This is a genomic window from Caballeronia sp. LZ043 (assembly GCF_031451075.1).
In the GTDB taxonomy this organism is placed as follows: Bacteria; Pseudomonadota; Gammaproteobacteria; order Burkholderiales; family Burkholderiaceae; genus Caballeronia.
On sequence record NZ_JARUXT010000004.1, the window covers coordinates 1,469,384 to 1,490,940 of the forward strand.

Sequence of the window (21,557 nt, forward strand, 5' to 3'; positions counted from 1 at the left end):
AAGGAAGGCTCGACCGATTGCGACGCAAATCTGTCTCTCTGCGACGGATACGTTTGGCACCGGGATGAATTCGCGCTTACTTCACGCCGAGCGCGGTGTGCACCGCTTCACTCTGCCCGTCACGGCATGCACGAAACGGGGGTTCGCATTGCGGTCACGTTGCCGCGTCCGTGTCGACGCCCGAAGCCAGATTGATCGCGGCTCGCTCCGACCGCAAACTCGCATCACCCACCGTACAGCGGGCCGGAGATCCTGATGAGCGCGCTTTAAGGTTACAGCCAAGACCCGCCTTACATGGTGCGCGATCCCGGGAATCCGCACCGCCCTTCTCTTTGAAGGCTGGTCACCTTCCCTTAACCATCATGCTCGTGAATCGGTAGTACCTCAACGCGCCGCTCTAAGACGTGACCAGAGCAAAGCGATTTCTTTAATTGACCGAGTAAGCATCAGATTTATGCAATTCTCTTGCCGTGTTTATTACCTTACGATCACCACGCGCGGACGTTCTGCCCATCCGAACGAACAATCCAGAGGTTCATAACACATGAGCAACATTTTCTTGAGCATAGGTGAAGTAAAAGGCGAGTCGGCTGTTATCGGTCATGTGGGTGAAAGCGAAGCACTCAGCTGGGGATGGCGACTGACTCAAACGACCCTCTTCTCTCACGCCATCGCTGCCAGTGCGAAGAGTTTCGTGCTTCTTCAAGGGCAAAGCGAGGGCTTGATCGATGGCGGCGGGATTGGCTTCATGGTGGATCACGTGTCTTGCGAGGGCCCATGTTGAAAAGCAATTTTGACGAGAAGAGATTCAGCACCGCACCGAACAAATTTTCACAAGCCAAAACAATCAATAACGTACGAGGTTGTCTTAGTCTGTCTAATCCTGCTGTTTGGTCGATTGGGATGAAGTTATAAACCTTAAGCGACATAGAGCCCGCATCCCCTAAAAGAGAATGAACGACAGCAAAGCGATCCTGAAAAAGCGTCTTTCTCCACGATTGAGGATGGTGCACATAAGTTATAGCACGCACCATCCGCATCAATACCCATCCACCGATCCGCAAAGGAAGAAGAATTGACGAACGAAGTGTATCTCCGAGATATCGGCTTCATCGTGCGCCGTCGTCCCAACTACCTGAGTTTGAGCTATGAAGAACTTGGCGACCAATTCCATGCCGAATTGTTTCTGCATCGGCGCGCCGAATGGTCAACTAACTTGTTCATCATGTCCGAGTTGTCCGCGCTTATCGGCATACACGGGATGGCTGGATTCAACGCCTACAAAGACATCGAGCGTGCAGTTCGCTCCGGTGAGTTACAAGTTGAATTGAAGGAACCGGATTACACCTTCGTGAGTCGCAGAGGTACTGCCGCCGCCCCGCTCCAAGACCTACACACCTGAGCAGCTATGGCCACGGGCCGCGCCCGACGCGGCACCCGCGAAGCTCAAAGCCATGGCGGCACGCCTCGATTGCTCTTATCTCGATGGCTCGCGTCGTCGCATCGACGCACCCGCCGAGTTGTACAAGCACGTCAACCCCGTCACTGCTTCACCGGTCGATCGCGTGATGTTCGATTTTCCGGCTGACGGGCCAAGCCTCGCGTTCCTGAAGACGGCTACGGTACACGGACGGTCCGTCGATGTTTTCATGCCGCTCGGCAAGCCTGCTGAAGGCTATGGGCTTCCAAGCGGGGACAAAAGCATCAAGGCCTTGGAGGTCCTTAAGCCACATCAGACCAAGGACTTGACGAGGGTTTCATTGAACACACACGGGAATCGAGAAGACGCTTATTGGCAAGCAAAATACGCCAACCCGAATTTCTATTCAGGCGCGGCAGCGGACATCGAGCAAGGCGTTGCTATTTACCTATGGAAGGATTGGCCCGACATCCCGCAACAATATGTCGATAGCACCATGAGCCATGAGACCGGCCACATATGGAGCGAATCGTTGTGGAAGGATGGATCGACGAAGCAGGCGTGGCTTGATGCTATGGCGAGCGATGGCAGAGCGCCTTCGGATTATGCCCGTCAGAACGAATTCGAAGACTTCGCCGAATCCGTCAACATGTACTTTTCGAGTCTCGGCTCTCCCTGCGAGGACAGGGGCCGGGAGAACTATCGGGCGCGTTATCGGTATCTGGATAAACACTCAAAATGAAGCGACTCACCCTGTTAGCCGCGACTATCTTCATGCTCAGCGCCTGCGCGGGCAACGTCAAACCAAGCACATCGCATATGAACCAAACCAATCATCCGGGCGCACAAGACCCCTCTCAACCCCATCCGGGCACGATCACATGGAAGTACACATGGAACGGCAGCACCGAAGTAACGCCAGCATCCAAATTCCCTGAATTCTTCGTGCTCTATTGCTACGACGACAAAGGAAACCGCGTCGACACGAACAAGGCGGCTTATTGCGTTCCGGTTACCGAGATCGTAACGATCTCAATGGACAAGCAGGGAAAGCCCGCCCCTCCGAACAAATCGGAATATATTGAGATAAGCGTGTATGGTCCCGGTCATACATTCTTGAAGCACATCACCGGAGGGCCGCGCTCAGGACCCGTACCCCCGCCCCCAGCGCCTGCAAAGTGAAGGCATAAGACAACCCGCGTCGATGGTAAGAACCAAAGACGCGGGTGAGGCAGACACCTACGCTTCACAAGGGCCTCTTAGAGGCGCACGGTAAAGAGATAATTGAAGCGTGCTGGGCAGCTGTCGCGCCAGCATGGCTCAGCGTCAAGAGCGCGCCCACGCCGGCCCCGTTACGTGACGACTCATGGCCTGACCTGCCAGGAACTACGGAGACTGCCGCCGAAGCGCCTGAGCATCCAGGCGGCGAAGCGGAACAATACCCACCTACTTCACCCCCAGCGCCGTCTGCACCGCTTCGAGGCCATTGCCGCCGCTTGCGGTCGTCACGCCGTCGAGCCACGACTTGAGCAACTCGGGATGATGCTTCAGCGCGTCGCTGGCAGCTTCATCGACGTGAGTCTTCTTCTCCAGCACTTCGGTGATGACGCCGTTCTCGAGATCGACATTGAAGGCCATCTGTTTGAACAGGCGTCCGAGATTCGGACACTGTTGCTCGTAGCCGCTGCGCGCAACCGTATTCACCGTCGCGCCGCCGTAGTTCGGACCAAAGTAGCGGTCGCCGCCGTCGAGATACGCGAGCTTGAACTTCGTGTTCATGAGATGCGGCTCCCAACCCAGAAATACGATCCACTTCTTGTCACGCACGGCCCGCTCGACCTGCGTCAGCATCGCGGTCTCGCTCGACTCCACCACCTTCCAGTCGCCCAGGCCGAAAGCCTTGTCGTCCACCATGCGCTTGATGTTCTGATTCGCGGGCGCGCCCGGTTCGATGCCGTAGATGCGGTTGTCGAACTTGTCGGCGTTCTTCGCGAGGTCCGCGAACGAATGCACGCCCGCCGCGGCCACGTAGTCCGGCACGGCGAGCGTGAACTTCGCATTCGACAGATTCGGCCGCACCACCTCGATCGACTTCTCCTCGAAAAACGGCTTCACGAGCGGTGCCTGAGCGGGCATCCAGTTGCCGAGGAATACATCGATCTGCCCTTTCTTCAAGCCCTGATAGGTGATCGGCACTGACAGGTTCGCGACGTTCTGCCGATAGCCCAGCGCCTTGAGCACAATGCCGCTCATGGCATTGGTGGCGTCGATATCGGTCCACCCCGGGCCGGCCATGCGCACCTGCGTGCAGGACTGCGGCTCCGCGGCGAATGCGTGGGATGCCACGCAAACAAGCGCGGCGGCGAAGAGCGCATGGATGAAGCCCTTTTTCATGATGGGTCCTGTCGTAGGTGGGGAGGAAAGAAGAACACGTCAGCGTTCGACGGCCGGGAAACGCGCCATGGCTTCGAGATCGTCGAGGTCGATATGGTTGCGCATGTAACGCTGGCTCGCATCCACGTGCGGCTGCCAGTCCCATGACCGGATCGTGCCGCGCGTGGTCGCCGCGAAGTGGAAATGACGGCGGCGCTGGCTCGTCAGCACGTCCTGATGCAATGCGTCCAGATTCCAGCGGCGCGCGATCTCCGCGCGGAATTCGGCCACGAGCGGAGCATGCCGCTCAATCCCTGCGAGATTGGTCCGTTCGAAGGGATCGGACTGGACGTCGTACAGCTGGTCGGGATCCACGCTCGAATGGATGAACTTGTAGCGGCCACGCCGGATCATGACGATGGGCGCGATGGCCCCTTCCGCAAGGTACTCGCCGGTCGCCTCGTCATGTCCGCCGCTGCCCTGCAGATGCGGCACGAGACTGCGGCCGTCGACGCTGTCAGGCCACGCTTCCGGCCCGCTCACGGCTGCCCCGCGAGCCAGTTCGACGAGCGTGGGCAGCACATCCAGATGCGACACCGACTCCGCCACGCGACGTGCGTCGAACTGCTTCGGCGCGTGCACGATCAACGGCACGCGGCAGCCGCCTTCGAAGAACGTCATCTTGTACCAGAGGCCGCGTTCGCCGAGCATCTCGCCATGATCCGACGTGACGACGATGATCGTGTCGTCCGCGAGTCCCGCCTGTTCGAGGGCTTCAAGTATCGAGGCGAACTGGTCGTCCACGTAGGACACCGCGCCGTAGTACGCGCGCCGCGCGTTGCGCACCTGCCGTTCGGTGGGCGGCGTGCGGTCCGCCTCGTACACGTGGCGCAGACGCTTCGAATGAGGATCGCTGGCATCGAGCGAATCCTGATACGACGGCATGTCGATGTCTTCGTCGCGGTACAGGTCCCAGTATTTGCGCGGAATGGCGTAGGGATCATGCGGATGCGTCAGCGACGCGACCATTATGAACGGACGCGCGTCCCGGCCCGCGTTGCGCTCGCGGGCGATATCGAAGAGCTTCCGGCGCGTGGTGAAGGTCACTTCGTCGTCGAAGTCGAGCTGATTGGTGCGCACGCACGGACCGGCATCGATCACCGAGCTCATGTTGTGGTACCACGTCGGGCGCGCTTCCGGGTTTTGCCAATCAGGCGTCCAGCCGAAATCGGCGGGGTAGATGTCGGTCGTGAGACGTTCCTCGAAGCCATGCAGCTGGTCGGCACCGCAGAAATGCATCTTGCCGGAGAGAATCGTGCGATAGCCTTCGGCCCGCAGGTAATGCGCGAAGGTCAGGGTTTCCGAGGGGAACTCAGCGGCGTTGTCGTAGGCGCCGATGTTCGAAGGCAGCTTGCCCGCAAGAAGCGAAAAGCGCGAAGGCGCGCACAGCGGACTTGCACAATAGGCCGACTCGAACACGACGCCTTCGCGCGCGAGCGCATCGATGCGCGGCGTCTTCGTCACCCGGTTGCCATAGGCCGACAGCGCGAACGGCGTGAGCTGGTCGGCCATCAGTACGAGAATATTTTGTTTCATCTCAAGCATGAAAGCGTGCCTCGAATAGAATCCACCACAGCAGGCGATGGTTGAACAGCGGTTCAATGTGACTATTGCCGGTCAATTCGCGGCTGTGAAGACAGCAAATCGTTATGCGCCCATAAGGAGGGGTTATGCCGCGGCCGGATCGTCTGCCGCCCATGCAGGCGTTGTTGATGTTCGAATCCGCCGCGCGTCTGGCAAGCTTCACGGCCGCCGCGCGCGAACTCGGTTCCACGCAGCCCGCGGTGAGCCAGCGCGTCGTGCAGCTGGAGGAAGCGCTCGGCGCGGCGCTGTTCGAGCGCGGGCATCGCGGCGTCACGCTGACGGAAGACGGCGTGCGGCTGTTCGAAGCCGTGCGCCAGGGTCTCGACGTGATTCGCACAGCCACCGCGGACATTCGCTCACGGCGCGCGCAGCGCACGCTCACGCTGGCCACCGACTTCGGCTTCGCCACCTATTGGCTGATGCCGCGCCTGCCGCAGTTCAAGGCGCTGATGCCGGATGTCGACGTGAAGATCATCACGTCGCAGAGCATGCCGAGCGCATCGGGTCAGCACGCAGACGTGGTGATCGTATTCGGCGATACCCAGGCGGACTGGAGCCCGCGCCGCGCCGTGAAGCTGTTTCCCGAATGCGTGATGCCCGTGTGCAGCCCCTCGCTGTTGCAAAAGGTCCCGGCGCCGCGCACGCCTGCTGATTTCCTCGCGTTGCCGCTGCTGCATCTGGAAGCCACGCATCCGGAGCGCTGGCTCTCATGGAGCGCCTGGTTCGAAGGGCACGGCCTCGCCGCGCCGCCTACGCAAGGCGGCTTTACGTTCAACAGCTATGCGCTCGTCACGCACGCGGCGGTGATGGGCCAGGGCGTCGCGCTCGGCTGGGCGCCGCTGGTGGACGAGCTGATCGCCACCGGCCAGCTGGTTGCGCTGTGCGATACCCCGCTCGTGACGGAGCGCGGCTACATGCTGGTCACGCCGCGCGAGCCGTCAGCGGCGGTCCGGGCGTTCAGCGACTGGCTGCTCGAGGAATGCGACGTGGGTGTTTGATGCGCGTCTGACGTTTTTGTACTAGGCGCGCGGCGTCTGGCTTCTATCGCGCCGACCTCGCTTTTTGCTCTACTGATGCGCACGCTCGCCGTATTTCGCGGCGCGGCGATCTTCCGAATGTGGAGCACGCATGGCAGCCGATTCCCGCTTTGATCAACTGGTGCTTACCGTCTCGTGCCCGAGCGCGGCGGGGCAAGTGGCCGCCATCGTCGGCTTTCTGGAGCGGCATCACGGGTATATCGACGAACTCACCGTCTTCGACGACGACCTGAGCGAACGCTTCTTCGTGCGCTGCGTCTTTCATGGCGCACAACCGGACGAGCCGCTGGATCTGGCGATGCTGAAGCGCGAGTTCGAGCCCATCGCCGGACGCTTTTCAATGTCCTGGGCGATGCACGACCTGGCCGTGCGGCCGAAAGTGCTGCTCATGGTGTCGAAGCTCGAACATTGCCTCGCCGACCTGCTGTTCCGCTGGCGCATGGGCGAACTGAAGATGGATATCGTCGGCATCGGCTCCAATCATCCGGACCTCGCGCCGCTGGCAGAACAGCACGGCCTGCCGTTCCATCATCTGCCGATCACCGCGGACGCCAAGGCGCAACAGGAAGGCCGTCTGCTCGACCTGTTCGACACCTCCGGCGCCGAACTCATGGTGCTCGCGCGCTACATGCAGATTCTCTCGGGCGAAACGAGCCGCAAGCTGCGCGGGCGGGCCATCAACATCCATCATTCGTTCCTGCCGGGATTCAAGGGCGCGAAGCCTTATCACCAGGCGCACACGCGCGGCGTCAAGCTGATTGGCGCGACCGCGCACTTCGTCACCGACGACCTCGACGAAGGCCCGATCATCGAACAGGAAGTGGAGCGCGTGGATCACGCCTACAGCCCCGAGCGCCTGCTGGCCACGGGACGCGACGTGGAGTGCATCACGCTTGCGCGCGCGGTCAAGGCGTTCATCGAGCGGCGGGTGTTCATCAACGGCGAACGGACCGTGGTGCTGCGCTAACAGCGTGCGGCGCGCGCGCGCTTGCGTGCCGCGCGCAACGCAAACGCGCCATGCGCCGCCAGGGATACCACCACCACGCTGCCGCCGATGATGGCGAAGCGTGTCGGCGTCTCGCCGAGGAAGGCCCAGATCCAGAACGGTCCGAGCACGGTCTCGATCAGCAGGAACAATCCGACCTGCGGCGCCGGTAGCACGCGTGCCGACGCCGCGATCATGCCCAATGCCAAGGGCACGACGATGGCGCCCTCGAGCGCCATCAGAAGCATCCGGGTGCAATCCGGAAAGGCCACAGGCGGGATGAACGGCAGCAGCACCACAGCGGCCAGCAGTCCGCCGAACGCCGGAGCCAGCGCCAGATCACCGCGCGACCGCCGCGACAGCAGCAACGCGGCTGCCATCAGCAGCGCAGTGGCCAGCGCCAGTGCATCGCCTGCACCGACCGTCGCCCGCGTGGAGAAGGATGGCCACACGACCGTGACCACGCCGAGGAGCGCGCAGGCGCACGCGATCCAGGTCCTGCGCGGCGGCCAGTCCTTGAAGAACACGCCGGCGCCGAGCGCGGCCCAGAGCGGCGCCGTCGCGATGAGTGTGAGCATGTTCGAGATGTTCGTCATCATCGCGCTGAGGACGAAGGTCACGGAGGACAGGCCATAGCAGACGATGACCGCCCGTGCAGCCCAGCCTCTTGCGACCGTCCGCCAGCCGGAGCCGTGCCGGAACAGCGTGACGACGCCCCCCGCGAGCAGCATCAACAGGCCGCGCGCGAACGCCATCTGGAACGGGTCGCCACGAATCAGCCGCAGCAGCAAGGTATCGATACTGAGCAGTACCGCGCCGAGCGAGGCAAGCATGAGGCCCTTACCCGAAGCGCTCATCCATGCAATGCCCCACGCTTGACCATGACGGTCCGCTGCATCAGGCATCAATGAGATCCCGCCGAAGGAGTTCGGGAATCACACACTCGGCGAACACCGAACCCACGGGCAGCAAGGGCGCGCCCGCGATCCAGCCCAGTTCCTCGATCTCCGCATGCGGCAGGCACACGCCGTCCACCGAGGTGAGCCACGCATGGATACGAATGACGTGGTCTTCACCTTCCGCGCGCCGTTCATAGGTGCCAAACCGCTCGGCCTCAACCAGTTTCACGCCGAGTTCCTCGCGCAATTCCCGGCGCAGGCAGTCGAGCTGGCCTTCCGCTTTCTCCATCTTGCCGCCCGGCGAAATGAAAGTGGACGTGCCGCGCTTGCGCACGACGAGCAGACGTCGATTCTTCACGATGATCGCTGCACATTTTTCGATCATGCCGCGCGGCTCAAAGATTGTTGGTGATCGCGTCGCGAATGTTCGCCGTCCGCGCTTCCGCGCTACGGCTCAGTCGCAGCGTGTGATCGTCGTGACCCGTCAACAGGCTGATGATGTCGCGGCAGAGCGGTTCCTTTCTCTGAAGATAGGCGAGCACCGTTTCGTCCGAAGGCTCGGTGAAGCTGTCGGCGAAGATGGAGATGCCTTCCAGCGACTTGGTCGAGAGGCCGATCAGCAGCAGACGGTACTTGACATCATCGACCGATCTGGCGATTTCGTAGATCGGACTGTGATAGGTAATGCCGTACTCGCGCATGAGGCCGACGAAGTAATCCTTCGCGACCCTGCGCTGCTCCGGGAACTCCTCCTGATAACGGGCGATGCCGTCGTTGATGACCTCGATACCGTTGCGCAAACAGTAATTCACGACGTGCGCATGAATGGCGATTTTCTCGCCCAGCAGAACGAGGTTCTTGCGGTCCTGGACGATGTCGGTTTCAAGCGTTGCAATAGCGATGTTGCGGAACGCCCCGCTGATGTCCTCCACGACATGCCGCACCACCAGGTCGCCGAACCTGCGCTTCAGTTCATCGACGCGATGCGACAGAATCTCGCGATGGATGGAGCAGCCGCTGTTGGCGCTGAAGAGGTGGACCGGAACACCCTGCAGCATCAGCAGGCAAGCGGCGAGCGTGCTGTCGCGCCCGCCGGTGAACATGACAAGTTGAGGTGCGAGTGGCTTCATGGCAAGGCTCCGTCGGTTACCTTCAGGGCGTGCGCGATCCTGCGCGCACGGATCCCCGCGCTGATTCCATCAATGACGAATTTCACGACTTCGTCTGCGTCATCGAACAGTCCGATGCTCTCGATGTCTTCCTGATGAATGAATCCCGCTGACAAGGGCTGCTCGCGCAGCCACGCGATCAGGCCGCGCCAGAACGCGCGATCCACCAGCGCGACCGGTTTCGACGCGAGCTTGCCCGTCTGGATCAGCGTGAGCATTTCGAACAGCTCGTCGAGCGTGCCCATGCCGCCGGGCATCACGACATAGGCGTCCGAACACAGGCTGAATGCAAATTTTCGCGTGAAGAAACGATCGAACGTCAGCGAGATGTCCTGGTCCCGCATGTCGAGCGGTTCGAACGGAAGCTTGATGTTGAAGCCGATGGCTTGCGTCCCGCCGGCCCGCGCGCCTTCCAGCGCCGCGCGCATGATGCCGGGTCCGCCGCCCGAGATGACGGACAGGTCCTCACGCGCGAGTTTCCCGGCAATCAGCTTCGCCATTTCGAAGTGGCGGGAACCCGGTGCCGTGCGTGCGCTGCCGAAGATGCTGACCGCGCCGTTCAGTCTGCGCGACAACTCATGCACGCCGCGCAACTCGTTCAGTACTTCGCGATACACACATCCTCCGGTGGCTGACAGCAGATCGTTCAATGCTAAGATCATATTTCACGATCATTCATCATCCTAACTAATTATTTTAGCGGCAGCCGTGAATAAAATTGACAACCCAACGAAGCGAATGCCCACCCTTCGCGCCTTACTGAGTTTCGAAACGGTGGCCGGGTTTTCGAGTTTTTCGAAGGCCGCTCAATCGATCGGCATGACGCACGGCGCAATCAGCCATCAGATGCGCGCGCTCGAGGAATGGCTCGGCCAGCCGCTCTTCGAACGGCACAGCGGCGGCGTGCGGCTCACGCGCAACGGCGAGCGCCTGAAGCAGGTATGCAAGGACACCTTTGCCGCGCTGGAGGAAGGATGCCGGCAGATCAGGGAGGATCAGGCAGCTCAGCGGCTCTCCATAGGCTGCTCCACCACCTTCCTCGCGCAATGGCTGCTCCCACGTTTCGAAACCTTCGTTCAACAGCATCCGGCGCTGGCGGTGTGCTTCCAGACGCGTGCAAATTTTGACGCGTTGCTGGACGGCACGGTCGACGTGCTGATCCTGAGCGGGCAGCCCCGTGCATCCGTAGGCGGGGTGACGGTGACGCATCTGGCTTCCGAGCGTATTGGTCCGGTATGCGCGCCAGGCTGGCCGGATCCGCCCGGCAGGCCAGACCGGATGCTGGATCTGCCGCTGCTGCACGCATCATCGAAGCTCAATGCATGGAGCGAATGGGGCGAAGCCCATGGCATCGGGCTCGACGTGTCGGGCGGCGCGGTCTTCGAGTCGCTGACGCTTTCGGTGGAAGCGGCGAAGGGCGCCCTCGGCTTTGCGATCGCGCCTGAATTCCTGGTGCGCAGCGAACTGGAAAAGGGCACCCTGATCGCACCGCTCGGATTTCATCCGGTGGATCGCGAGACATGGATCTACACGCGCGATCCCGTCAGGCAACCCTCCAACGTGACGCCCTTCGTAACCTGGCTGCTCGAAGCCGAACGAAACGCGCAGGATCGCAGCGGCGGCGACCTTCCCGCTCCCGAAAAGACAAGTGGCCCGATCAGCGCAAGCTGATCGGGCCACTTTGATTGCAGCGAAAATCCGGAACGCTTATTGGGTCCAGGAATTCACGCGGTCCGCATGCGCGCTGATCCATGCATCGGCGGCGGCCTGCGGCTTCTCGCCGTTCTGCGTGGCCAGCATGACGCTGTCGATCTCACCCGGCTTCCACTGGAACTTCTTCAGGAAGGCCACCACGGGCGGCGCCTTCTTTTCCAGTTCCGGATTGACGACATTGTCCACGTGCTCGGACTCGCCGAACACCTTCTTCGGATCGTCGAGGAACTTGAGCTTGTACTTCGCGAACATCCAGTGCGGCTTCCAGCCCGTCACGATGATCGGCTTTTTCGCCGCTTCCGAGCGTGCCAGTTCCGCTGTCATCGCCGAACCCGAACTGGGGAGCAGCTTGTAGTCGAGGTTGTAGGCCTTGATGGCCTCGCTCGTCTTCTGCATCACGCCCGCGCCCGCGTCGATGCCCACGATGCGCGAGTCGAATTCCGCCTTCTTCGCTTCGAGGTCGGACAGGCTGCTGACGTCCACGTTCTCCGGCACGATCAGGCCGATCTTCGCGTCCTGGAAGTTCGGTCCGAGATTGACGACCTTCGACTTGAAGTTGTTCCAGTAGGCGCCGTGCGTGACCGGCAGCCATGCCGACAGCGTCGCGTCCAGATCGCCGCGCGCGACGCCCTGCCACATCACGCCCGCTGCTACCGGCACCAGCTGCACCGGATAGCCCAGCTTCTTCTCGATGATGCGCGCGGCGACATTCGACGTCGCGACGCTGTCATCCCAGCCTTCGACGTAGCCGATCTTGATGGTTGGCTTGTCAGCGGCGTTTGCCCCCAGGCTCGCAGCGAGGGCAGCGGTCATCGCCCCCAGAACGAGCTTTCTTCTCATCGCTTTCATTCGATTTCCCCTTAAGCGGCCCCACGCCGTGTAGCGTCAAGATTCACCAGCCAGAATTGGCCCGTAACGCGCTTTTCCGACATCGACTTGTCCAGAAACGACGCTCCTCCCTGCCCTCTCCCCGATACGGGCCTGCCCGAGGAAATCCGGTTCCTGCTCGTGCTTATTTGTCGACGACGAGGTCGCTCAACGGCTTGCTGCAACACAGCAGCACCATGCCCTGATCGATCTCGCGCTGGCGAATGCCGCCTGCGTGCTTCATGCTGACTTCACCGGACACCAGCTTGACCTTGCACGTGCCGCACATGCCTTGCGTGCATGAAGAAGGCAGGCGCACGCCTGCCTTCTTGGCGGCATCGAGTACGTGTTCGTTGCTGCCGCATTCGATATCCCGGCGGCTCTTGGCAAAGCTCACCTTGTAGCGCGTGTCGACCGGCGCCGCTATGGGTTCCGCAACGGGTTCTGCAACCGGCTCTACAGGCGCCGGCGCGAACCCGACCGCCTGTTCGCGCGCCTCCACGAAATCCGTGTGCGTGGCGAGCGCATCGGCGACATGGGCCGTCGTCAATTCAGCCGCCACTTCCTCAACCACGCCGAACGAAAAACTCTCCTCGTGATAGTGTTTGCGATCGAAGCCGCCCTCGTCGAGCAGATCGCGCACGGCCTTCATGTACGGCGCGGGTCCGCAGGTGAAGACCTCGCGTTCCAGATAATCCGGCGCGATCAGCTTGAGCAGCGGCAGGCTCAGGAAGCCCGTCACGCCCGGCCAGCTGGTGCGCGCGCCGACGCGCTCGCAGACAAAGGAAGCACGGAAGTTCTTCTGATTGGAGGCGATCAGCTCCAGCTCGCGCGCGAAGATGATGTCATCGGGCGTGCGCGCGCTATGAATGAACACGATGTCGGCGTCCTCGCCGAGTTCGTGATGGGCACGGCTCATCGACATCAACGGCGTGACGCCCGACCCCGCCGAGAGAAACAGATATTTGCGCGCCGGATGCCGCGCGCAGGTGAACTCGCCCGACGGTCCGAGCACCCTTACCGTCGTGCCTGCGACGACAGTGTCATGCAGCCAGTTCGAGACCTTCCCGCCCGGCACGCGCTTCACCGTGATGGAAATGGTGTGCGGCCGTGTCGGCGCCGACGAGATGGTGTAGCAACGGTTGATCTGCTCGCCGTCGATATCGAGTTCGAGCGTGATGAACTGACCAGGCTCGAACACGAAGGCACGTTCGCCCGGCGCCTTGAAGAAGAAACTCTTGACGTCGTGGGTCTCCTGCCGGACGTGACAACAGACGAGCGTCTCGTCGGTGTCGCAATCCCAGCGCGCCGGCAGCGCGCCCCAGAATTGCGGCTGGGTGACACGGCTGTCGGTCGGCTCGAACGTGGCCTGATCGCGCATCATGCTTGACTCCTGCTTGCTGCTCGGGGTGCGCGCTTAGCGCATGAAGGAAACGACTTTCTCGCCGTGCGACGTATCGATGCCGTGAGCCGGCGTGTTCGCATAGTCACCCAGACGATTGATGTACCACTCGCAGAACTTCTCGACGAGACCCTCCGTGAACGGCGAGTACGGACCCGGTTCATACGCGTTGCTCTTCACGCCCAGTTGCGAATACTCGACCAGCGTGCGGTCCTGATCGTTCGTCGCGCGCCACACGGCCGTGAGATTGTCGACGTCGTAATCGATGCCTTCGCGCGCGTCCTTGTGCACCAGCCACTTCGTGCGCACGAGGGTTTCGCCGGCGGACAGCGGAATCACGCTGAACGTGACGATGTGATCGCTCATGAAGTGATGCCACGAATTCGGCTGCGTCCAGAACGAGAGGCCGCCGAGATCCGCGCGTTCGAAACCGCCCAGCAGCTTCTTCGACGCGACCTTCGCATCGAGCGTCTGCGATTCGCCGTCGCGATCGAGCGGCAGGCGCTGCGTGCGGAACCCGGTCACGAGGTCAGACAGACGTTCGATCTCGGCGGACGGCAGGCACATCGCTTCCCATTGCTTCGTGCGCTCTTCGACGGTCTTCTCGAACGCCGCCATGCCTTCCTCGTTGGCGGGCGAACGCTGATAGCCGAAGCCGTATTCATAGAGCGAGATGGTCAGCTCGGGATGGTTCGCGACGCAGTGATAGCACTCGCGGTTGTTCTCCATCGTGAGCTTCCAGTTGCCTTGCTCGACGATGTCGATGCTCGCGGCGATCTTCGTGTCCTTGAGGCCGTGCGGCGCGAGATAGGGCTCCATGGCTTCGCGCATCACGGCGAAGTCGACAGGCGGTTCGTCAGCGAGGCAGATGAAGATCAGGCCCGCGAGGTTCTGCACGTGCACCTTCTTGAGGCTGTGCTTGCAGCGGTCGAACTGGTCGCCCATGTGCTCGGCGAACATCAGGTCGCCCGAGAGGTTATAGGTCCAGCTGTGATACGGACACACGATATTGCCGAGCGAACCCTTCTCCTGATTGCACAGGCGCGCGCCGCGATGCCGGCAGACGTTGTAGAACGCGCGGATTTCCATGTCGTCGTCGCGCACGATCAGGATCGAGTCGCTGCCGATCTCGACGGTCGTGTAATCGCCCGGCTCGGGGATATCCGGTTCGATGGCGACCTGGATCCAGGTCTTGCGGAAGATGGCATCGAGGTCGAGCGCGTGGATGTCCTCGCTCGTGTAGAACGGCGCCTCGAGCGTATGGCCCTTTTTGCGGCGTTCGATCATTGCGCGAACGTCTGCCGAAACTTTCATCGTGTGCTCCGTGTGCGTCACGTCTGGTGCCCCGCCACACACCTTTGAACGCGGGCTGCTGCTTGTTGCTGCTTTTATAGGGGTCGAAAAAATCAGTAATCGACCAGTTGATGCTCGCGCAAATAAGCCAGTATCACTTGTGCTTTTTCGACAGAACTTCCTTCAATTACGACGCTGCCGCCACGGCTTTCCGTGGTGGTCGCGGACAGCATGCGCGAGTGCCCCGAACGCTTCTCCGGCGCGGCCAGTTTCTTCGGCTTCGCGCCGGCCGGGCGCACCGTCCACGCGGCTTTTTCCTTGTCCGCCGCCACCACCGATGCAACCGGCGCGACCTGCCCTTCGCGCAGGCGAGCATAGGCGTAGCGCGGCACGGCATTGGCGAGCGGATGCACGGCGACGAGCGCGGGCAACGGCGCGCGCACGCGGCGGCGCAGGCCCTTCGGCATGAACTGGCGCACTTCCACGCCGTCCTGCGTCACGCTGACATCCACGGCCGCGCCGACCAGCGGCAGGTTCAATGCATCCGCCAGTTTGTAAGGCAGCGTGCCGCTGTCGTAGGCGCCTTCGGCGCGCGTGCCGGTGAACACCAGGTGGTAGCCCGAGAGCCGCTGCGCCAGCGCGGCACAGGCATCGCCCTCGGTGTTGAGCACTTCGACCTTCAGCGCGCCGAGCGCGAGATACTCAGCCAGCGCCGGATTGGCGGGATCGCCGGCGTGCAGCACGTCGAGTTGCGCGCCCTGTGCCCTGGCGATGCCGATGGCGATGGTCAGCGCGGCGGCATCGTTGCGGCTGTAGCGCGCCGTGCCGCTGACGGGATGGCGTCCGGTGGATACGAGAACGGCGATCTTCACGCTGCGACTCCTTCCGCGACGCTCGCGGTCTGCACGACCGGCGTGCCGCCGGCACGCGCCGCACGCGCGGCGGTGGCTGCATCGGTCAGCGCCTTGATGGTTTCCTGCGTATCCGCGACGATGGTCAGGTTGGCGCGCTTGGCGATCGGCGCGCTCGCATCGAGATTGACCGCGATGACATGGCGGCAGTCCTTGATGCCCTGCAAGTGCTGCACTGCACCCGAAATACCAAACGCGATATATACGCTCGCCTCGACCGTCTTGCCGGTCGCACCGATCTGCTTGTCGCGCGTGAACTTGCCGTCGTCCACGGCCACGCGACTCGCGCCAATCGCCGCGCCCAGCGTGCCTGCGAGCGCTTCGAACGCGGCGATGTCGGAGACACCGTTGCCCGCCGACACGATGAAGTCCGCTTCCTCCAGCGCCACCTGCGCGGCATCCATCTCCTCGATACCGAGATCGACAAAGACACTCGCCTTGGCCGCCGGCACGATGCCTTGCGCGGACACCGCTTCACCCGCGCCGACGAACGGCAGCCGCGCATCCACCGCATTGGCGGCGAGCAGCACGACGTCGGGCAGATCGCGCGAGGCCATCGCACGGCCCGCCTGGGCGTAGGACGCGACGTGCCCGGCATCGAGCTCGACCACCTGCGTGGCAATCGACGCATCGGCGCGCGCAGCGTAGCGGCGGCCGAGATCGCCGTCGCCGGTGGCGTTGTCCGGCATGAAGATGCGCACCGGCGCGAAGTGCGCGACGCACGCCGTCAGCGCACGCACTTCCTCGTCGGGCGCGAAGTTGCGCCGGTCAAAACCGGGCAGTTCGATATAACGATCCGCGCCGAGTGCGGCGGCATCGTCCTTGAATTCGCCGAAGGCAATCAGCACGACTTCGGTGGCGCCGTCCGCGAGCAGCGCGGCAGCGGCCAGCGCCTGACGCGCGTGATCGTCGAGTGAGCCGCGGTCCGTGTGCGCGGCGACGAGCAACGCGCGCGTCGCGGGCTGGGTCGTGCGGCGCGGCCTGACGGCATCCTTGTGCGCGCCGTGCGAAAACTGCAGCATGGCGCCGTTGCCGATCTCGCCCAGCGTGATCCGCTTCAGTCCCGCCGCCGTGACGATGAACGGCCTGCGGGGATCGGTTCGCTTGATATCGTTGTTCATCGCTTTACTCCAGCGCCGCCGCGACCAGTTCCGCCACGTCCAGCACTTCCGGACGCGGGCCGACCACCCCTTCCAGCATCGCGGTGCATTGCGGGCAGCCGACCGCGACCACGTCCGCGCCGATCGACCGTGCATCGGCGATACGGATATCCGGGATGCGCTGCTTGCCGGGAATGTCGGTCAGCGGCGCGCCGCCGCCACCGCCGCAGCAGCGCGCGCGCATGCCGTGGCGCTCCATCTCGACGACCTTGATGCCGATGGTCTTCAGCAGCTTGCGCGGCGCTTCGGTCTCGCCGTTGTAGCGGCCGAGATAGCAGGGATCGTGATAGGTGATCTTCCTGTCGGCGAGCACCGCGGCGGCCTTCGGCGAGAGCTTGCCGCTCGCGACCAGTTCGGCCATGAACGCGCTGTGATGCTGCACTTCGTAGTAACCGCCGAGCGCGCGATACTCGTTGCGCAGGCTGTGCAGCACGTGCGGATCCGCGGTAACGATGCGGCGGAACTGATACTGCGACAGCGTGTTCATCAGCTTCGACGCGCACTCCTGGAACGTGGCCTCGTCGCCGAGACGCCGGGCGGTGTCGCCGGTATCCGTTTCCACGCCGCCGAGCACCGCGTAGTCCACGCCCGCCTTGTTCATCACCTTCGCGAGCGCCCGCAGCGTGCGCTGGTAGCGCATGTCAAACGCGCCTTCGCCGGCGATCAGCAACACATCCACCGGACGCCCCGGCTGCGCGACCTGCACCTGCAGATCCACCGACCAGTCGTAGCGCGCGCCAATGTCATAGCCGTTCTGGCTGCCGGTTTCGCGCAGGTTCGCGAGCGTGATCGGACCCTTGCCCGGCACGTCGCCTTCCACGAGCGTCTGGTTGCGGCGCATGTCGACGATGGCATCGACGTGTTCGATCAGCATCGGGCACTCCTGCACGCAGGCGCGGCAGGTGGTGCAGGACCAGATGGTGTCGGCTTCGATCATCTGCGAGATCAGCGGCTTGCCCGGCCCGCCCGAATGCTTGCCGACCGGAATGCCGGGTGTCGGGCTGCCCGCGTATTGCGCATCCGATCCGCCGACCATGCCCGTCACGAGATCCTGGATCAGCTTCTTCGGGTTCAGCGGCTGGCCGGACGCGAACGCCGGGCACGCGGCTTCGCACTTGCCGCACTGCACGCAGGCATCGAAGCTCAGCAGCTGGTTCCAGCGGAACTCCACCGGCTTGCCGACGCCATACTCCTTCGCATCCAGCACGGGCTTCTTCAGCGCCGTGGGCGGCACCACTTCGCGCTCCGTATGCGCCTTGAAGCGTTCCTGGCGCGGATGAAACGCGAGATGCAGGAGACCCGCCATCGCGTGCTTCATCGGACCGCCCTTCGCGGCGCCGAAGGTCATCGTGTAGGCGCCCGCCGCGATCAGCAACGCGACGATGATCGCCAGCGCGCCCGACATCCACGACGCCGGCAGCAGCATGAACAACGCGAGCCCCGCCGCGAACGAGCCGAGCAGCAGCGGCAGGCTGTCCCACGGACCGCGCGACAGCCGCGCGGGCACGTCCTTCGCATGACGGCGCTTCCACACGAACACCGCGCCGACGAGCATGATGATCGCCGCGATGAAGATCAGCCTGTCGAGCCACGGCGAGTAGATGGCGAGACCATAGTTGATGAAGACGAGCGCCATCGCGAGGATCGCCCCGCCGGCGGTGGCGACATGCGTCCTGGCAATATACGGATCGCGCGACACGACATGATGCAGATCGACGAAATAGCGCTTCGGGATGGTGAGCAGGTTCGCCCAGCCATACGCGCCCGCCGTCGTCGCGCGGCCTTCGCGCCAGTAGGTTGCGCGCTTGAGCAAGGCGAACGCGAGGCCGGCCATCGAGAGCCACAGCAGCAAGGTGATGACAAACACGGGGTTCATCGTCGAATACCCTCGTCAGAAGTCTTTGCAGAGGCGCAGCGAATCGTAGATCGCGCTGTGGATGTTGTGCATCGAGATGCAGTCGCCGACGCGGAACAGCAGGAAGCGTCCATTGCCCAGTTCTTCAGAGAGCGACGGCTGCGGTTCCGAAGCGAACAGCGTATGCATGTCGATCTGTCCGCGATTGAGCGACTCGGGCTTGAGCTTCCAGTAGACCGCATCGTTCGGCGTGATGCCGTTCTCGATCACCACTTGATCCACGGCCCGCTCTTCCTGCTCCTCGGTGTACTCGTTGCGGATCACGGCAATCTTCTTGCCGTCTTCCTCGTAGACCTTGTCGAGCCAGTAGTTCGGCGTGTGGATCACGCCCTGTGCATACAGGCGGCGGTAGAAGATCGGGAACGTGGTGCCGCCGGTGTCGTCGGCGACCTTCACATCGGGCGTGACGATCTCGACCGTGTTGCCCCGCGAAGCGATGAAGTCCGCGACGCCCGCGCCTGCATGAGTCGATACGCCGTCATAGACGAGCACGTTCTTGCCCGGCTCGACCTTGCCCGAAAGAATGTCCCACGAGCTGACGGCGAGACCTTGCTCGACGCCCCATGCGGGCACCTGGTCCGTGAACGACGAACCGCCCGTCGCGAGCACGACGATGTCGGGCTTTTCGGCCATGATCATCTTGTCGTCGGCGGCGACACCGAGACGGCGATCGACGCCCAGACGCTTCGTCTCCATGTCGAACCACCGCACGATGCCCGCCATCTGTTCACGCTGCGGCGCCTTGGCGGCCAGCATGATCTGCCCGCCCACATAGTCGTTCTTTTCGAACAGCACGACATCGTGACCGCGCGAACGCGCCACGCGCGCCGCCTCGAGTCCGGCTGGACCCGCGCCGACCACCACGACCTTGCGCTTCGGCCCGCGCGTCTTTTCGATCACGTGCGGCATCGTCGCTTCGCGCGAGGTGGCTGCGTTCTGTACGCACAGCACGTCGAGACCGTTGTACTGGCGGTCGATGCAATAGTTCGCGCCGACGCATTGCTTGATTTCGTCTTCGCGGCCGTCGCGGATCTTGATGACCATGTGCGGGTCCGCAATCTGCGCGCGCGTCATGCCGACCAGATCCACCATGCCGTTCGCGAGCAACCGTTCCGCCTGGCCCGCATCGCGGATGCTTTGCGCATGCATCACGGGCAGCTTCACGACCGACTTGATGCCGGCCGCGAGATGCACGAACGGTTCAGGCGGCAGGGCCATCGGCGGCATGCAGTTGGCGAGCGTGTTGTGCGTATCCGCGCCCGAGCCGATCACGCCGACATAGTCGATCAGCCCGGACTCGGACATGGCCTGCGCGATTTCCTTCAGGTTCTCGTGCGAAAGGCCATCTTCATGAAACTCGTCGCCGCACATGCGCAGGCCGACGCAGAAGTCCGCGCCCACGGCCTCACGCACGGCTTGCAGCACTTCCCGGCCGAAGCGCAGACGGTTCTCCAGCGAACCGCCCCATTCGTCCGTGCGGAAGTTGGTGCGCGGGCTCCAGAACTGGTCGATCAGATGCTGGTGCGCCGCCGAGATCTCGATGCCGTCCATGCCCGCATCCTTCACGCGCTTCGCGGCGGCCGCGAAGTCCTGGATGATGCGCCTGATCTCTTCCACTTCGATGATCTTCGCGTTGCCGCGATGGACCGGCTCGCGCACGCCCGACGGCGACATCAGATGCGGCCAGTGCTCGCCGTGCCACGCCGAGCGGCGGCCCATGTGCGTTGCCTGGATCATGATGAACGCGCCGTGCCGGTGCATGGCTTCGGCGAGGCGTGCAAGCGGGTCGATGACCTTGTCGGTCGAGAGATTCACCGACTTCCACCAGCCTTGCGGGCTGTCGATCGACACCGGGCTCGAACCGCCACACACGGCGAGGCCGACGCCACCCTTTGCCTTTTCCTCGTAGTAACGGATATAGCGGTCCCCGGGCAGGCCGCCTGGCTCGGCGTAGACCTCCGCATGCGCGGTACTGACGATGCGGTTGCGCAGGGTCAGCTTGTTCAGCTGAAGAGGCTTGAAAAGGTTCGGGTAACGCATTGCGATCGACCTCGGGGTGGCTCAGTGTGGTGACGTCTGCAAAACCTTGGCTAGTGGCCGCGTCGTGTGTTACGCGAGCGGCGAGACTTCGAACACGCAGTGGTCGTGTCCTTCCGCCGCGCATTGCGTTTCGATGGACTTCGAACGCGGGCCTTTCTTCGCGCTGTCGGGAGCGGTGTCGTTGACCCAGTCCATCGCGCCGGAGAACCATCCCGCGAACATGTAGCAGAGCTTGCCCTGCTTGCCCGGCTGCGCCAGCACGAAGGACGAGTTGTGCAGGTGGATGCGGGCATGCGAGCTGGTCGGATCGGATTCGACGATCGAGAACAGGCCCCAACCGCGCTGCGATAACCGCTTCAGGTAATGTTCGAACACCGCAATGCCGCTGATGCCGTGCTTCTCGGCTTCCTTGTCGCACCAGTGATACGCCGACTTGTAGCCCGCCTTGTAGAGAATCTCGGCATAGGTCTCGCGGCCGAGCGCTTCCTCGACGGCAACATGATTGTTCGTGAAGAAGTGACGCGGGACGTACAGCATCGGCAGCGCGTCGGTGGTCCAGACGCCGGTTTGCGGATCGACGTCGATGGGCAGTTGGGGTTGCATCGCAAGGTTCCTTGTTGTTGTGTTCAGGTTCAGACGTTCCACACTTCGCCGAAGAAGCGCATCCAGTTCTCGCCCATCACCTTCTTGATGCGCGACTCGCTCCAGCCTGCGCGTTCCATCGCAGCG

21 protein-coding genes are annotated in these 21,557 nt (G+C 62.8%); 7 read left to right on the top strand and 14 right to left on the bottom strand.

Annotated elements, in window-relative coordinates:
- Positions 1-544: 544 nt before the first annotated feature.
- From QCE64_RS34200 to QCE64_RS34215, 4 genes are all read left to right on the top strand, one after another.
- A complete protein-coding gene (locus QCE64_RS34200) occupies positions 545-784 on the top strand; it encodes a hypothetical protein (protein ID WP_309935372.1) in 240 nt (79 codons plus the stop codon).
- A gap of 291 nt (positions 785-1,075) precedes the next feature.
- Positions 1,076-1,402 carry a hypothetical protein gene (locus QCE64_RS34205; RefSeq protein WP_309935373.1) on the top strand — a complete coding sequence of 109 codons (327 nt, stop codon included), beginning with the start codon at positions 1,076-1,078 and terminating at the stop codon, positions 1,400-1,402.
- A gap of 52 nt (positions 1,403-1,454) precedes the next feature.
- Positions 1,455-2,162 carry a hypothetical protein gene (locus QCE64_RS34210; protein WP_310008562.1) on the top strand — a complete coding sequence of 236 codons (708 nt, stop codon included), beginning with the start codon at positions 1,455-1,457 and terminating at the stop codon, positions 2,160-2,162.
- Entirely contained in the window at positions 2,159-2,602 is a 444-nt protein-coding gene (locus tag QCE64_RS34215) for a hypothetical protein (RefSeq protein ID WP_309935376.1), read from the top strand. Before QCE64_RS34210 ends, QCE64_RS34215 begins: the two co-directional genes overlap by 4 nt.
- A 264-nt stretch (positions 2,603-2,866) precedes the next feature.
- Here QCE64_RS34215 and QCE64_RS34220 read toward each other — a convergent pair whose 3' ends face one another.
- Both QCE64_RS34220 and betC read right to left on the bottom strand, forming a co-directional pair.
- Positions 2,867-3,814, bottom strand: a complete 948-nt coding sequence (locus QCE64_RS34220; protein ID WP_310008564.1) for a choline ABC transporter substrate-binding protein — start codon at positions 3,812-3,814, stop codon at positions 2,867-2,869.
- A 39-nt stretch (positions 3,815-3,853) separates the two neighbouring features.
- Positions 3,854-5,398 (bottom strand): choline-sulfatase, encoded by a 1,545-nt coding sequence (gene betC, locus QCE64_RS34225; protein ID WP_310008566.1) that lies wholly within the window; start codon positions 5,396-5,398, stop codon positions 3,854-3,856.
- A gap of 125 nt (positions 5,399-5,523) precedes the next feature.
- Here betC and QCE64_RS34230 point away from each other — a divergent pair, with 125 nt between their 5' ends.
- Positions 5,524-6,435 (top strand): choline sulfate utilization transcriptional regulator, encoded by a 912-nt coding sequence (locus QCE64_RS34230; protein WP_310008568.1) that lies wholly within the window; start codon positions 5,524-5,526, stop codon positions 6,433-6,435.
- A gap of 130 nt (positions 6,436-6,565) precedes the next feature.
- Positions 6,566-7,441 (top strand): formyltetrahydrofolate deformylase, encoded by an 876-nt coding sequence (purU, locus tag QCE64_RS34235; protein WP_310008570.1) that lies wholly within the window; start codon positions 6,566-6,568, stop codon positions 7,439-7,441.
- Here the strand turns inward: purU and QCE64_RS34240 are convergent.
- Genes QCE64_RS34240 through QCE64_RS34255 form a run of 4 tightly spaced genes read right to left on the bottom strand, consistent with a single transcriptional unit; the run spans position 7,438 to position 10,144 of the window.
- Positions 7,438-8,364: a DMT family transporter gene (locus tag QCE64_RS34240; protein WP_309935381.1), complete on the bottom strand. Its 927-nt coding sequence runs from the start codon at positions 8,362-8,364 to the stop codon at positions 7,438-7,440. The two genes, purU and QCE64_RS34240, sit on opposite strands and share 4 nt — an antisense overlap.
- Positions 8,357-8,716: an NUDIX domain-containing protein gene (locus QCE64_RS34245; RefSeq protein WP_310008572.1), complete on the bottom strand. Its 360-nt coding sequence runs from the start codon at positions 8,714-8,716 to the stop codon at positions 8,357-8,359. Before QCE64_RS34245 ends, QCE64_RS34240 begins: the two co-directional genes overlap by 8 nt.
- Positions 8,717-8,753: 37 nt before the next feature.
- A complete protein-coding gene (locus QCE64_RS34250; protein ID WP_309927407.1) occupies positions 8,754-9,488 on the bottom strand; it encodes a hypothetical protein in 735 nt (244 codons plus the stop codon).
- Positions 9,485-10,144, bottom strand: coding sequence for a TIGR00730 family Rossman fold protein (locus QCE64_RS34255; protein WP_309927408.1), 660 nt, complete (start codon positions 10,142-10,144; stop codon positions 9,485-9,487). The genes QCE64_RS34250 and QCE64_RS34255 overlap by 4 nt, the downstream gene beginning before the upstream one ends.
- A 121-nt stretch (positions 10,145-10,265) precedes the next feature.
- Between QCE64_RS34255 and QCE64_RS34260 the strand changes: the two genes are divergently transcribed.
- Positions 10,266-11,198, top strand: a complete 933-nt coding sequence (locus QCE64_RS34260; protein WP_310008574.1) for a LysR substrate-binding domain-containing protein — start codon at positions 10,266-10,268, stop codon at positions 11,196-11,198.
- A 36-nt stretch (positions 11,199-11,234) separates the two neighbouring features.
- Here the strand turns inward: QCE64_RS34260 and QCE64_RS34265 are convergent, their stop codons facing one another.
- From QCE64_RS34265 to QCE64_RS34300, 8 genes are all read right to left on the bottom strand, one after another.
- On the bottom strand, positions 11,235-12,089 hold the full coding sequence (locus QCE64_RS34265) for a glycine betaine ABC transporter substrate-binding protein (protein WP_309927413.1): 855 nt from the start codon (positions 12,087-12,089) through the stop codon (positions 11,235-11,237).
- Between the two features lie 163 nt (positions 12,090-12,252).
- On the bottom strand, positions 12,253-13,491 hold the full coding sequence (locus QCE64_RS34270; protein WP_404987775.1) for an FAD-binding oxidoreductase: 1,239 nt from the start codon (positions 13,489-13,491) through the stop codon (positions 12,253-12,255).
- A gap of 33 nt (positions 13,492-13,524) precedes the next feature.
- Positions 13,525-14,823 (bottom strand): aromatic ring-hydroxylating dioxygenase subunit alpha, encoded by a 1,299-nt coding sequence (locus QCE64_RS34275; RefSeq protein ID WP_309927414.1) that lies wholly within the window; start codon positions 14,821-14,823, stop codon positions 13,525-13,527.
- Between the two features lie 92 nt (positions 14,824-14,915).
- On the bottom strand, positions 14,916-15,674 hold the full coding sequence (locus tag QCE64_RS34280) for an electron transfer flavoprotein subunit beta/FixA family protein (RefSeq protein ID WP_310008576.1): 759 nt from the start codon (positions 15,672-15,674) through the stop codon (positions 14,916-14,918).
- Positions 15,671-16,834, bottom strand: a complete 1,164-nt coding sequence (locus QCE64_RS34285) for an electron transfer flavoprotein subunit alpha/FixB family protein (RefSeq protein ID WP_310008580.1) — start codon at positions 16,832-16,834, stop codon at positions 15,671-15,673. The genes QCE64_RS34280 and QCE64_RS34285 overlap by 4 nt, the downstream gene beginning before the upstream one ends.
- Positions 16,835-16,838: 4 nt before the next feature.
- Entirely contained in the window at positions 16,839-18,749 is a 1,911-nt protein-coding gene (locus QCE64_RS34290; RefSeq protein WP_310008582.1) for a (Fe-S)-binding protein, read from the bottom strand.
- 15 nt (positions 18,750-18,764) lie between these two features.
- A complete protein-coding gene (locus tag QCE64_RS34295; RefSeq protein WP_310008584.1) occupies positions 18,765-20,828 on the bottom strand; it encodes an NADH:flavin oxidoreductase in 2,064 nt (687 codons plus the stop codon).
- A gap of 69 nt (positions 20,829-20,897) precedes the next feature.
- Complete coding sequence (locus tag QCE64_RS34300) at positions 20,898-21,431, bottom strand: DUF5943 domain-containing protein (RefSeq protein WP_310008586.1); 534 nt, start codon at positions 21,429-21,431, stop codon at positions 20,898-20,900.
- Positions 21,432-21,557 lie beyond the last annotated feature (126 nt).

Coding starts and splice junctions, on each gene's coding strand:
- QCE64_RS34200 (WP_309935372.1), top strand. CDS start 545: ATGAGCAACATTTTCTTGAGCATAGGTGAAGTAAAAGGCGAGTCGGCT.
- QCE64_RS34210 (WP_310008562.1), top strand. CDS start 1,455: ATGGCGGCACGCCTCGATTGCTCTTATCTCGATGGCTCGCGTCGTCGC.
- QCE64_RS34215 (WP_309935376.1), top strand. CDS start 2,159: ATGAAGCGACTCACCCTGTTAGCCGCGACTATCTTCATGCTCAGCGCC.
- QCE64_RS34220 (WP_310008564.1), bottom strand. CDS start 3,814: ATGAAAAAGGGCTTCATCCATGCGCTCTTCGCCGCCGCGCTTGTTTGC.
- betC (WP_310008566.1), bottom strand. CDS start 5,398: ATGCTTGAGATGAAACAAAATATTCTCGTACTGATGGCCGACCAGCTC.
- QCE64_RS34230 (WP_310008568.1), top strand. CDS start 5,524: ATGCCGCGGCCGGATCGTCTGCCGCCCATGCAGGCGTTGTTGATGTTC.
- purU (WP_310008570.1), top strand. CDS start 6,566: ATGGCAGCCGATTCCCGCTTTGATCAACTGGTGCTTACCGTCTCGTGC.
- QCE64_RS34240 (WP_309935381.1), bottom strand. CDS start 8,364: ATGCCTGATGCAGCGGACCGTCATGGTCAAGCGTGGGGCATTGCATGG.
- QCE64_RS34250 (WP_309927407.1), bottom strand. CDS start 9,488: ATGAAGCCACTCGCACCTCAACTTGTCATGTTCACCGGCGGGCGCGAC.
- QCE64_RS34260 (WP_310008574.1), top strand. CDS start 10,266: ATGCCCACCCTTCGCGCCTTACTGAGTTTCGAAACGGTGGCCGGGTTT.
- QCE64_RS34265 (WP_309927413.1), bottom strand. CDS start 12,089: ATGAAAGCGATGAGAAGAAAGCTCGTTCTGGGGGCGATGACCGCTGCC.
- QCE64_RS34270 (WP_404987775.1), bottom strand. CDS start 13,491: ATGATGCGCGATCAGGCCACGTTCGAGCCGACCGACAGCCGTGTCACC.
- QCE64_RS34275 (WP_309927414.1), bottom strand. CDS start 14,823: ATGAAAGTTTCGGCAGACGTTCGCGCAATGATCGAACGCCGCAAAAAG.
- QCE64_RS34285 (WP_310008580.1), bottom strand. CDS start 16,834: ATGAACAACGATATCAAGCGAACCGATCCCCGCAGGCCGTTCATCGTC.
- QCE64_RS34290 (WP_310008582.1), bottom strand. CDS start 18,749: ATGAACCCCGTGTTTGTCATCACCTTGCTGCTGTGGCTCTCGATGGCC.
- QCE64_RS34295 (WP_310008584.1), bottom strand. CDS start 20,828: ATGCGTTACCCGAACCTTTTCAAGCCTCTTCAGCTGAACAAGCTGACC.
- QCE64_RS34300 (WP_310008586.1), bottom strand. CDS start 21,431: ATGCAACCCCAACTGCCCATCGACGTCGATCCGCAAACCGGCGTCTGG.